Source organism: Aquimarina muelleri DSM 19832 (genome assembly GCF_000430665.1).
GTDB classification, from domain to species: domain Bacteria; phylum Bacteroidota; class Bacteroidia; order Flavobacteriales; family Flavobacteriaceae; genus Aquimarina; species Aquimarina muelleri.
The window spans coordinates 95615-110620 of record NZ_AUML01000019.1; the positions used below are offsets into that span (position 1 = coordinate 95615).

At 33.0% G+C, this 15006-nt stretch carries 3 protein-coding genes; all 3 read right to left on the reverse strand.

Going from position 1 to position 15006, the window contains the following annotated elements:
• Positions 1 to 80: 80 nt before the first annotated feature.
• Complete coding sequence (locus H527_RS0109630; RefSeq protein ID WP_027412522.1) at positions 81 to 899, reverse strand: carboxypeptidase-like regulatory domain-containing protein; 819 nt, start codon at positions 897 to 899, stop codon at positions 81 to 83.
• A 149-nt stretch (positions 900 to 1048) separates the two neighbouring features.
• Positions 1049 to 2419 (reverse strand): MFS transporter, encoded by a 1371-nt coding sequence (locus H527_RS0109635; protein WP_027412523.1) that lies wholly within the window; start codon positions 2417 to 2419, stop codon positions 1049 to 1051.
• A gap of 24 nt (positions 2420 to 2443) precedes the next feature.
• The coding region (locus H527_RS0109640) for a non-ribosomal peptide synthetase (RefSeq protein WP_027412524.1) at positions 2444 to 15006 on the reverse strand (12563 nt) is incomplete at its 5' end.

The following is a 15006-nucleotide window of genomic DNA, read 5'->3' on the forward strand; positions in this document are numbered from 1 at the left end:
TCTGCTCAAAAAACTAAATCACTACAAAATGTGTGACTTACAATATCAAGAGTCTAACTTTTTTAATAATCCAGTTAAGATTAGTATTCTACATCTACTGTAAAGCCAATACCTACTCCTACTTTATTCCAATCTCCTTGACTTGTTTTTCTTTCGATTATAGGACTTCCAAAAAGCCCTACTGAAAACATCAATCCATCTTTACCTAAATCTTCTATCCATTCTAGTGACACAAAAAAATCATCTTCTACAACTATATTATATTTACTTAGATCTGCACTAAACACACCTTCTTTTATATCTGTAGTGAGTATAATATTTTCTTTAAGAATACTTTCATGAGGAACTCCATCTTTTAAGTTATAAAAATTAAGTCTAAACTTAACATTATCATATTTATTAGAGGCAATAGATGCATTAAATTGATTGACATAAGTAGGTTTCTTTTTGATTTTGATAACTATACCTACTTCATTTCCTAACTGATTAGTAGAAAATCCCCCTATCATACTTTTTGATTTTGTTTTATTTCCTAGTGTTTTTTCTTTTAATTTTTTACCTGAAAGCATTACCTCACTTAACTCTGTAATTTCTTGGTCTAATAAAATATTGTCTGATTTCAGTATTTCTTTTTTAAATTCTTTTACCGTTTTTATATAACTTTTATATCCTATCATCGATATTTGTATAGTGTCCAGATCGTATTTTGACTCTAATTCAATTTGAAAATTACCAACATTATCGGATACTGTTCCTACATTTCTACCAAGAATTCCAATATTAACATAAGGTAGTATTTCTTTAGTATTACTATCTTTTACTTGTCCTTTATATGTTTCTTGCCCGCTTATTACAAGAGAAATCATAAATAATAACATACTACTTATTATACTTTTCATTTTTATAAATACTTTTTTAATTAATGTATATTAAAGAGGGTTTCTTTATTTTAATATTTTCTGAATATAAATCATCTCTAAAAACGTTTCTTTTTCATTTTACTTATAAGACTCATTTAAATAAGATAAGTTTCAGGTCAAAAATAATATTATACCCCCACTTCTTTTTCTTTTTCTTCTTCACTATGATTTTCGATTTGATCAACAATTTCTGCTCCATTAACTACTGGGGTCAAATCTTTATTTTCTTTTAACATTTCTAATTCCTTCACATACAAATCATCTAGATTATTAAATGCTTTTTTTTGTTTATAAACAAATGAAATAATAATTAAAAACACTCCACATAAACCAAACACTACTGCGATTGCTGCCGTAAGATTAGTTCCTGGATAGTGCGTATATAGGTCTGGAAAAAAATGATCAACAAAAAGTTTTACATAATCCACTAAAGGCCCTACAATCAAATATGCAATAGGAGCGGTAATTCCTACCAAAAAAGAAACTGTCCCCATAATTCTTCCTTGTTTTTCAACAGGAATCAATGTTTGAAGAAAAGCCTCACTAATAACCATTTCTATTGTAAAAAGAGCCATTATTATAACACCTGCAACTGCTAAAGTATACTGATTCATAAAAAAAAAGCACCCTAAAAAAACTAGACTTTTTAAATATCCTAAATTAATAACAGCATTCATTGGGCGTTTAAATTCTTTTAAAACACTCATTAGTACTCCTCCGAGTAAAGCTCCTACTCCTGCACATGACATGATAATACCTAATATATATTCATTAGAAAAATCGAGTACCAAAGGCGTAAACAATACACTGATAAGACCTATCAAAAATGACATTAAAAAAAAGAAAAAGATAAAGTATGAAAATCCTGCTTTCTCTTTTACAAAGGCTCTTACTAGTTTAAAATCTTCTTTAAAATTAAATTTATCACTAGATCGGGCAACTACTACAAATCCTAATAATAAAAATGCCACTACTGCTATTGAAAAAGTAATTACATCTATAAAAAAAATACTTCGTATACCTATCAATTTATACAATACAGGAGCTAAAATTGGTACTCCCATTTGAATTACTCCATACATAGTACTTGACATACCATTCGCTTTCACTAATTTATCCTTAGAAACCAATGTACTGGTAGATGCTTGAAATGCATCAAAAACAAACATACTGGCTACAGACCCTATACCAGCAACTATCATAATGTGCCACGCCTGTAACATCCCAAAGTTATGTAAAGCCATTAAAGCCAAGCTTCCTATTCCTGCTACTATTTGCCCCCCTACTATCATTTTCTTTTTGTCCCAACGATCTACCATACTTCCTATAAACGGAGCTAATACTACTCCTGGAACAGCTTCAAAAAACCAAACCAGAGAATAGGAACTAACACTAGATCCTGGCTGTTCTAAAATCCATACACTAAGTGCAAAATCTGTTAAATCTGTTCCAAAAAGAGAAATCATTAACAGTGCTAAATAAACCTTATATTTTTTCATTTTTTTACTTTATACCAAAATCAATTAATTGTTTACTTTCAAACATTTCACTATATCCAATACATAAGGCATGTTTAGCATGTTCGAATGATTTCCAGAAACCTTAAAAACTTCAACCTCTTTTGTAGTTAGTGCATTCCAGCCATATCCATCATCAGCTAATGTTGCTTCTAATAGTTGTTCCTCTTCGTCTAATTCTTCACCTGCTTTAAATAGTTTTATAGTTGTTTTTATTTGAGAGTTTATTGGCGGCTTGTAATTGCTATACTCATTAGCTATTATCACTCCTATTGTTCCTCGCATTTGAGCCTCTGTAATCTCAATTTCTGAAGTTCGTATCAAATCATATAGTTTTTCTAATTGTTCTTCTTCTGATTTATTTTCAAAATCAGAAGCATTTACTGCTATTGAAACATTGTATTCTTTATTAATTCCTTCAATCATTACCATTAAAAACTCTTCATAACTAATTTCTAACTCCTCCTCTAGGTCTTTTTCTACTGGAGGCCCTACATCAAAAAGCAACATTTCTTCTACCTCAAAACCTTCTAATTCTAATTGCTTCGTCATTTCGAATGCTATCTTTCCTCCAAAAGAATACCCTGCTAAACGATAAGGACCTTTTGCATCTATTTTCTGCATTTCCTTTATATAAACAGCTGCCATTTCTTCAACAGTTTTTAGAATAGGAGAAAGACCATCCAATCCAGAAGACTGAAATGCATAAAAAGGCTGCTTATCACCCAAAGCGTCAGATAGCTCTTTATACACTATGACCGTACCTCCTAAAGGGTGTACACAAAATATCGGTTTTTCTTCTCCCTTTTCATTTAAAGGAACCAAAACCTTATACTCCTTCTTTTGATTAGAATTTATCGCTTCACTAAATAGCTTAATTGTGGGATATTCAAATACGAAAACTATCGGTAATGCTTTAGAAAACTTCTTATTTACTTGAGAAATCAATTTCATTGCTAATATAGAATGCCCCCCTAATTCAAAGAAATCATCCTGTACTCCTATCATTTCTAACTGTAATAACTCTTGCCAAATAGCAACCATTTGCTCTTCTGTTTCATTTTGTGGAGCTATGTATTCTTGAGTGGATAATTGAGATATATCTGGTTCGGGTAAGGACTTTTTATCTAGCTTCCCATTACTATTCAAAGGCATCCTATCCATCGCTACCCAAAGCATAGGAATCATATATTCTGGCAAACTTAATCGCAACGCTTCTTGTAATTTTTCTTTATCTAATACACCTTCTACTACTACATACCCTACCAAACTCATAATACCACTTGCATCTTCCTTTGCCAAAACGCAGCACTGAATAACAGACGCTATAGAGGATAAGGTATTTTCTATCTCTCCCAATTCTATACGATACCCCCTAATCTTGACCTGGTCATCTTTTCTACCGATAAACTCTATAGTCCCATCAGGAAGCCAGCATGCTAAATCCCCCGTCTTATATATTCTATCCCCTTCTACAAAAGGATTAGAAATAAATTTATCTTTGGTTAACTCTTCTTGATTTAAATATCCTCGGGTCACTCCTGCTCCGCCGATACACAATTCTCCAACTACGCCTATAGGTAATAGAGCATGCCTCTCATTCATAATATAAACCTGAGTATTACCTATTGGGGTTCCTATACTAATTGCTTTATTATCCTTAACCTTTTTATAAATAGACATAACAGAAGTTACTGTTGTTTCTGTTGGTCCATATTCATTATAAAATGTATAGTTCTCGCTCCAGTCTAACATCAATTCTTTACTACAAATCTCTCCACCTACAACTACACGTTTCAATGATTGTAAAATGCGTCCAATTGGTAAAGTACTTAGCATACTAGGAGTAGTATGGAGGTGTGTAATTCTCTCATCATCGATGAAATCTAGTAAACGTAATGGATCCAGAATGATTTTCTCATTTATAAGAACCAATTTACTCCCATTACATAATGCTATAAAAATTTGTTCAACAGAAGCGTCAAATACAAAATTTGAAAATTGTAAAACAACATCACTTGGATCAAAATTAAATGTATGAGTCTGAGAGCTAATTAAGTTTGTAATATTACCATGTTCAATCATTACTCCCTTAGGCTTACCAGTACTTCCTGATGTATAGATAACGTATGCTAAATAACTAGGCAACAAACTACTTAACTTCTTTGTAGAAAAACCAGAAATATTGTCCCAATGACTATCCAATAAAACAACCGATAAATCATCACGTTCAATTATTACACTTGCACTGGATCCACTACTCAATATCAAATCAATTCCTGCATCTTTAATTATATAATCAATACGATTCTTTGGGTAAGCAGGATCTATAGGTACATAAGCTCCTCCTGATTTTAATATCCCAAAAATACCAATCAACATCTCTAAGCTACGCTCCAAACAAATACCTACCAAAGTATTTGGTACGACCCCTTGTTCTTGTAAATAACGTGCCAACTGGTTCGAACGCTTGTCCAACTCCTTATAACTTAATTCCTCGTTCTCATAAACTACAGCAATTGCATCTGGAGTATTTATAACGTGTTGTGTAAACAAATCTATTACGGTCTTATCCTTTGGATATGCTACTGATGTCTCATTGAATATCTCTAGTAATTCATTCTCTTTATCAGAAAGTATATTCACTTCAGAAACCACAGCAGCATCAGGTAAGTTTAATAATTGATCTAATACCTTATTAAAATGCCCTTTAATCATAGTTACTTTTTCAGCACCTAATGATGACATATTATAACTAAAATCAATTTCCAACTCTCTCCCCAAACTTACCGTAATTGTCAATGGGTAATTCGTTTTTTCTTTAGCCTCCATACTTGTTACCTCTAACAAGCTTTCTTCTTTGAAAACTTCTTCTGAGATAGGGTAATTTTCAAAAACTAAAATGCTATCAAACAGATCTCCTTTAATTCCACTATATTGTTGTACGGTAGCTAAACTTGTATATTGATGTTCCCTACAGATTGTATGAGCTTTTTGTATTTCTTGCAAGCTAGCAACTACAGTTTTGTCATGATCAATAGATGTGCATAACGGAAGTGTATTGATATACAATCCTACTTTATTTTCAGAATTTTCCATACCCGTTGGCCGACCAGAAACTGTAACTCCATAAACAACTGTTTTATTCCCTGTATATTTAGACAACAATAAAGACCACACCCATTGTACTATAGTATTTACTGTTATTCTATTCTTCTGAGCATATTCTTTTAGTTTTTCGGTATCGGTAGAGTTTATTATTTCCGAATTTATTCTATAATCACCAATACCTTTATTTCTAGATAATCTATTTTCAGAAAAAGATAATAATGTTGGAAACTCTAATTTGTCTAAGTACTTCTTCCAAAATCTTTTTTCTTCATATGGATCTTTTTCCGCAATATATTTAATATACTCTTCAAATAAATCTTCTTTTATTTCCGGCAATTTTTCTCCTTTTGAAATCGTTTCATATGCCATCATTAACTCCCCCACCATAATAGAAAGTGACCATCCGTCCATTACAATATGATGATGTGTAAATACCATTTTATAAATATCCGAAGTCGATTTAATGATTGTAATTCTCATTAAAGGAGGTTTAGAAAACTCAAATCCCTTATTTTTATCCTCCTCTAAAAAAGAACTTAACAACGCTTCTTGCTCTGATTCTTGATATACACTATAGTCCAACTCCTCAAAAGGAAGTTTTACATTTTTATGTACTCGTTGAAGAGGAGTGCTAAATTTTCCATATATAAAAGCACTTCTTAGTATACTATGATTTTGAATTACATACTCCCAAGATATTCTCATCGTTTCTGTATCAATCGGCTTAGAAAAATCTATTACTAATTGTTCTACATAAGCATTAGAGTGTTCTGTAAAAACACCATGAAATAGCATACCTTCTTGTAGAGGACTCAATTGATACAATGGAGCAAAAGATAGTTGTCCATTTACATCCTCTTCGATTAATGTCTCTGCATATGTACTAAACTCATCATATTCTATTTCTTTTTGCAACCCATAATCTGAAGGTGTTAATTCACGTTGTTTTTTGTTTTTACAATGATCTATTAATTGCTTAAGGTTATACAAATAGCTTTCTGCTAATTTTTCTATGGTTTTTATATCATATTCTTTTTTAGAAAAGCTCCACCCCATAATTAATTCACCTCCTGCAATGGAACTGTTTACTGCTAATTTCTCATAAAATGGAACATCTCCACCAATCTCTTCTCCTGAGGATTCATCCGCTCGTCCTATAATATCACTTGCTTGTACTGTATTATCCAATTGTCCTAAATAATTAAATACAATATCCCAAGAAATTCCCGATAATTGGTTTCTTATATCTTCTGAAGGGTGTAAATATCGCAAAGCTCCATATCCTATCCCTTTTTCAGGAATACGCCTTAATTGTTCTTTTATCGTTTTAATCAAATCTCCTAAAGAGAGATCTCTTGCTATGGATAATGAAACTGGATACAAGCTAGTAAACCATCCAACTGTACGACTGATATCTATACTTTTAGAAATATGTTCACGTCCATGCCCTTCCATACCTATATTTACTGTATCCTGATCTGTCCATTCATTTATAGTCAGTACTAAACAACAAAGTAAAATGTCATCGATTTCTGTTCCATAACTTTGATGAACCTCTTTTAACAGTATGGCTGTGTACTCTGCATTTAATTTTATAGAATAGTCTATAATATCTTTATATGTTGATCTCTCATTCTTTTTATCAACTGGTAATGGTGTATATGCATTAATTGCAGTTTTCCAATACGGTAATTGTTCCATCACAGATGTATCAATAGCATATGTACTCAAAGCGTCTACCCACTCTCTATAAGAACTTCCTTTTACTCCTAAATCTATTTTCTCTTCCTTATTAACTGCTTCTAAAATTGCATTAAAATCATCTAAGATGATACGCCATGATACCCCATCTACTATCAAATGATGTGCTACAATAAACAATCGATTCATCTTTTCATATTCTGGCGTTTTTATTAAAACTACCTTAAACACATCTCCTTTATCCAAAACTAACCCTTCTTGATTTTCAGTACAAGCTTTGGTTATCAAAGAGGCTATTTCATTCTGACTAGCATCCTGTAAGTCTACAACCTCTAGGATAGCTTCTTTATGATCATAATGTTGTTTCCACCCTATTTCGTCTTCTACATAACTAAATCGTAAAGCATCGTGATGAGCAACTAATGCTTTTACGGCTTGCTCTAAAAACGATTGATTTATTTGTTTATTAATAGCGACAAAAATTGATTGATTAAATTGGGATGTTTGAGAATATGCTTCTTCAAAATACCATTGTTGTATAGGCAATAAATTACTCTCTCCTACCAATATTCCTTGTTCTCCTTTTATCTCACTCCCATTTAGTAATGCAACTTGTGATAAACCAGAAATAGTCTGGTGTTCGAATAAATCTCTAGGTTGTAAGTGATACCCATATCGTTTTAACCTACTCACTACCTGAATAGTAATAATTGAATCTCCTCCAAGGTCAAAGAAATTATCATGTATTCCTACCTTAGGAACTCCTAGTAAATCCTGCCATACCTGAGCTAAACTCCTCTCTATATCACTTACCGGAGCAACATAAGTCTCTGATGAAAGACTTGCTAATTCAAGAGTAGGCAAAGCTTTTTTATCTATCTTGCCACTATGATTTAAGGGCATTGAAGATAATGGAACCCATAATTGTGGAACCATATACTCGGGTAATCGATTTCGTAATGCTTCCTGAAGGATTGTTTTATCAAATTCTCCTTCATAAACAACATAACCTATTAAACGAGGATGCCCCTCCACATCTGTCGTTGATATAACACAACAACTAATCACTGATTTTACCGAAGCTAATACACTCTCTATTTCTCCTAACTCTATTCGATATCCCCGAATATTTACCTGAGTATCTTTTCTTCCTGAAAAAACAAGACTGCCATCGGGTAACCAATATCCCATATCTCCTGTCTTATACAAAATCTCCCCCGTATTAAATGGATTTGGAACAAATTGTTGATCTGTTAATTCTGGCTTATTTAAATATCCTTTTGCTAATCCTGATCCTCCTACAAAAAGCTCTCCTACTACTCCTACTGGATTCAATTGCTGGCCCTCATTCAAAATATAAACCTGCCTGTTAGATATTGGCTTTCCTATTGGAATCGAACCATCTAAAGATGTTACCTTATGATAACTAATACAAACTGTACTCTCGGTTGGGCCATAAGTATTATATACCGATAATTCTTCATATAAATTCGAAACATATTCTGGCTTTAATACATCTCCTCCACTAATCAATGCCCGGATATTAAGCGAAAAATCTTCCTTATGTCCGTTCAGATATTGAACCAAATATGGATTAGTACTCAATATCGTTATTCTTTCTCTTTCACAAACTCGCAACAACTCTTCAAAATCATTTGTCTTTTCTATAATAAAAAGACTTCCTCCTTTTACTAATATTGGAAAAATCTCCTCAATAGAAGTATCAAAAGAGATACTCGACTGTTGTATAATTCTATCGCTTTGATTAAACCCAAAATAATCACTACAGGTTAAAGAATAATCATATAATGAATCATGGCTAATTAAAACTCCTTTCGGATTACCTGTTGTTCCAGAAGTATATATAATATACGCTAAATCTTCAGAAGATACCCTTGGCAAGACTCTGCTTGGAGTATCTTTAATCATAGAACTCCAATCGGATTCCAAAACAATACTATATAAACCCTCCATATTTGAAAAAATAGAACTACTAACATTATTAGTAAGAACCATTTCTATGCCTGCATCTTTCAAAATATAATCTATTCGCTCCTGAGGATAATTAGGGTCTATTGGAACATAAGTCTTTCCTGCTTTTAATATACCCAAAATACCAATAATCATTTCTATAGATTGCCCAATACTAATACCTACAAAAGACGTGTTATCTAATCCTTGGTCTAGTATATATTCCGCTAATTGATTAGATTTAGTGTCTAACTCAGCATATGTTAAGGATTCTTCTCCAAAAATAACTGCCCGATTACCTGGTGTTTCTGTTACCTGATCCACAAACAAATCTAAAATAGTCCGGTTTAAAGGATACTCCTTCTTAGTCGTGTTAAAAGTATGTAATACTTGATTTTTTTCTTCTTGAACAAGCATCGATAATACTTCTATCTTCACATCAGGTGTCTTGGCAATGCTATATAGCAATTCTTTATAATGCCTCAACATACGCTCTATAGTTTCCTTCTTAAATAAAGCTGTACAATACTCTAGATTGAAAGAAATTTCAGCATCACTATTAGATGCTGTTAATGTTATATCAAATTGTGCTGTTGTTTCTTCAAAATCATAAGAGGACAGCTCTAGGTCACCAACTACTGCTGTTCCTTGGACATCTTCTTTTGTTTTAATCGTATTTTGTAATGTAAACATTGTTTGAAACAGCGGGGTTATACTTCTATCCCGTCTTTCTACAACAGCATCAACAACCTTTTCAAAAGGAGCTGATTGATGATTATAAGCATCTAAAGTAACTTGTTTTACTTGCCTCAATAACTCTACAAACGATGGAGAATGACCTAAATCACTTCTTAATGCTAGTGTATTTACAAAGAAACCTATGATTCCTTCTGTTTCTTCTTGTGTTCTATTAGCTATTGGTGTCCCAACACAAATATCCTCCTGTCCGCTGTATCGATATAATAGAACTTTAAAAGCTGCTAGCAAGAGCATAAATAAGGTTACACCTTCTTTTTCACATAATTCCTTTAACAAATCGCTTAATTCTTTACTCAATATCAAAGAATTATTTGCTCCTTCAGTACTTTGTATAGAAGGGCGAGTATAATCTATAGGTAAATATAATGGAGAGACGCCTTGCAATTTCTCTTTCCAATATAACAATTGTTTTTCCAGAACAGTTCCTTCTAGATACTTTCGTTGCCATAATGCATAATCTGCATACTGGATTGGAAGTTCTGGCAAAACTGGCTGCTCTCCTAAACTGTACGTCTTGTATAACTCTGTAAATTCTTCAACTAAAATACCATTAGACCACCCATCACTAGAAATATGATGAAAAACTCCTGCCATAACATATTTATCTGCTCCTAAGTCATACAATTTCATTCTAAACATATACTCTTTAGAAAGATCAAATGGACGAGATATTTCCGTTTTCAAAAAAGCTTCTAATGTCTGGTCATTTTCTACTTTAACAATATCCAGTTTCCAATTTTCTGGAGAGATGACCTCCTGATACCCTATCCCATCTTCTGTTTTAATAACTGTTCTAAGAATTTCATGTCTAGAAACAATTTCTTTAAAACAAGCCTCAAAAATTGAGACATTCAATTTCCCTTTTAAGTGCATTATAATCGGTAAATTATAAGCTACACTTCCTTCCATTTTATCAATAAACCATAATCGTTCCTGACTAAAAGACAATGGGGTTCGTGCTTTTCGTTCTTCCTTTACTATCTTGGGTACTACTATCTGGTTTGTTTGATTTTCGAGATAAATACTTAAATCTGCTATTTTGGGATGAGTAAAAATACTTTTAACAGTAATTTCTAGCTCCATATCCTTACGGATTTTAGAAACTAAACGAGTGGCTAATAATGAATGACCTCCTAGCTCAAAAAAGTTGTCACTAACACCAATTTTATCAACCCCCAATAATTCTTCCCAAATGATCACTAACTTTTTTTCTTGATCGTTTCTAGGAGCAATATACTCTGCTTCTGATAATTGTGATTTTTGAGGTTCAGGAAGAGCTCTTTTATCTACTTTTCCATTGCTTGTTAATGGCATCTCTTCCAAAACAACCCATAATTGAGGAACCATATACTCAGGCAAACGCTGTTTTAAAAATTCTTGAGCCTTCGACTTATCAAAATCATTTACACTTACTATATATCCTATCAAACGATTCATCCCTGAATCATCCTCTCTAGCCAGAATACAACAACTTTTTATGTCTTCTGATTCTGATAAAACATTCTCTATTTCTCCTAATTCTATACGATATCCTCTTATTTTTACCTGATCATCCTTACGCCCTAAAAATTCTAAAGAATCATCTGACAACCAGCGCACTATATCTCCCGTTTTATACATCCTATTTCCAGAAACAAATGGATTTTCTATAAACACTTCTTGAGTCAAACCTTCTTGGTTCAAATATCCTTTTGATACCCCATCGCCACTGATACACAATTCTCCGGAAACTCCTTTGGGTACTAAATTCTGAAACTCATCTACAACATATACCTGTGCTATATCTATCGGTTTTCCAATAGTGATTCGTTGGTCTGATCTTGTAAGTTTACATACAGTAGACCATACAGTACATTCTGTAGGACCATATTCGTTATAAATAGGAATATCAGGATATAATTCAAAATGCCTAGAAACAATAGTGCTACTTAAGGATTCTCCTCCAAGAATAACTCCTCTAAAGACAGTATTATCCAATACGTTTTCATCTAACAAAAATTGATAATATGCTGGTACGCATAACAATAAGTCCATCTCTCCTCCTAATAATGATTTCATCGCTGAAGCATCATTTATCGATAAACTTTCTGGGACAATCAATCGTCCTCCTGTTAATAAAGTTCCTACAATGACTGATACAGAAGGATCAAATACAAAAGAAGGTAATAAAATCATTGACGTCACATCTCCATAATAAGAGATTCTAGAAAAAGCCAAAGCCTGTAAATTTCCATGAGAAACTGCAACTCCTTTAGGTGTTCCTGTCGAACCAGAGGTATAAATAACATAAGCAACATCTTCTTTCTTAATATGCTTAGATACTGTTTTTTGTGAAGTAGCTTCTATAGTACTCCAATCCTTATCTAATAAAACACATGTTACTTCTGGTTGATTTTCTAGACTAGCAACACAATCCATACTACTAAGAACTAGGCGCATTGCTGTATCTTTTAAAATATACTTGATACGGTCTTCTGGATAATCTGGAGAAATAGGCACATAAGCTCCTCCTGATTTTAAAATTCCTAAAATCCCAATAATCATTTCTAAAGAGCGATCCACACAAATTCCCACAAAATTGTTTGCTAAAATACCCTGCTCTTGTAAATAAATTGCTAATTGATTCGTTCGTATATCTAATTCCTGGTATGTTAAAGATGTATTTTTATAAACTAATGCTATATTATTAGGTGTCAACTCTACTTGTTTATAAAACATCTCCAATACCGTAGTTTCCTTTGGATAAACTATATTTTTAGGATTGAACTCATATAATAAGTCATTTTTCTCTTCTTTAGTTATTATAGATAGTTCATTTATTTTCAACTCAGCATTATTAACTATGTTGCTTAGCAACTCTCTATAATGAATTGCTAAACGGCGAATTGTTTCTTCTGTAAACAAATCAACACAATACGCTATTCCTATTTCAAATCCTGAGTCAACTTCCGACACCGCTAATGTTATGTCAAAACTAGATATTTTTCTATCATAATCGTATGGTGATAACTGCACGTCATCTAATGACATATTTCCTTGATTAACTACCTTATCCTGAAATACAAATAATACCTGAAACAATGGACTAGTACTCCTATCTCGTGTTTCAACAACACGTTCTACTACCTTTTCAAAAGGAGCAAATTGATATCCATAAGCCTCTAAAGTTGTTTCTTTTATTTGTTTTAAGTACTTTAAAAATGACTCTTCACTATTTACATTACTACGCAACACCAGAGTATTGACGAAAAAACCGATCAAATCCTGAGTCTCCTGCTGGGTTCTGTTTGCTATTGGTGTTCCTACACAAATATCTTCTTGCCCGCTATATTTGGATAACACTACTTTAAACGCAGCTAATAGCATCATAAAAGTAGTTACCTCATGCTTTTTACATATTCTAGAGATCCCATTCTGCAACTCTTTATCTAACGAAAAATTAAAATCTGCCCCTTTAATACTTTGAACAGAAGTTCTAGGAAAGTCTGTAGGTAGTATCAAAGGTGAAGTTCCTTTTAACTTCTCTTCCCAATACCCTAATTCATTTTCTAAAACAGCTCCTTCTATATGTTCGCGTTGCCATAGCGCATAATCAGAATACTGTATTTTTAATGGCGATAAATCTGCTATTTGTCCTTTTTTAAATCTATTGTATAAATCTACAAATTCATTTACTAAAATACCATCTGACCATCCATCACTAGCAATGTGATGAAATACTCCTGCTAATATATATGAGTCATTTCCCAAACACAATAAACGCATTCTAAGCATATAATCTTTTGATAAATCAAAAGGACAAGAAAGATAGTCTTCTAAATTTTTTGATATATTTTCAGAACTCTCTATTGAAACAACCTCCATTTTCCATCCCTCTGATGAAATTACCTCTTGATACCCAACACCATCATCGGAATGAATCACTGTACGTAATACCTCGTGTCTGGCAACAATCGTTCTAAAAGATTTTTCTAATATGCTTTTATCTACTGCTCCTTCTAATCGCAAAACTATTGGTATATGATATTGAAGACTCCCTTCTAACTGATCGATAAACCATAATCTTTCTTGACTAAAAGATAAAGGGATCTTTCCTTTTTTCTTCTGAAAAACAATTTCAGGTAATATTGTTCCTTTTTCGATTTTTGAAATATGAGTTGCTAATTCTGAAATTGTACCATGTGTAAAAACAGCTCTGATTAACACCTCTACTTTCATTTTCATGCGGATCATTGCTACTAAACGAGTTGCTAGTAAAGAATGTCCTCCTAATTCAAAGAAGTTATCATGAACTCCTACTTGCTCTACGCCTAATAAATCCTGCCAGATTCGTACCAATTCCTCCTCTATCTCATTTGATGCAGCTACGTAACTTGCTGTGGATAAACTTGACATATCTGGGTCTGGCAACTCCTTCTTGTTAATCTTACCATGTACCGTTAAAGGCATCTCTTCTAAACAAACCCATACCAAAGGAACCATATACGATGGTAACTCCTGATTTAATTGATCCTGTAAAAACTGCTTGTCAAAAGCTCCTGACATCACAACATACCCTACCAAACGATCCAAACCACTACTATCTGATTTTGCCAAAACACAACAACTGTTAACTCCAGATTGAGAGGATAAAACACTTTCTATCTCTCCCAATTCTATACGATGCCCTCGAATCTTTACCTGATCATCCTTACGACCCAAAAACTCTAAACTACCATCTGACAACCAACGACCTAAATCTCCTGTCTTATACAATCGTGAAGAAGAATTCGTAAATGGATTGTCCCTAAAAACCTTAGCTGTCTTTGCTGAATCATTCAAATATCCTCGACCTACTCCTATTCCTGAAACCCATAACTCCCCCATAACTCCTACCGGACATAAATTATCCTTATCATCAACTACATAAATTTGCATATTAGCTACGGGCTTACCTATAGAAACATTCTGACCCGATGGAGCTTCATTCATAAAATGTAAACTTACATCATCTCCTGCCTCTGTAGGACCATAAGCATTAACTACTG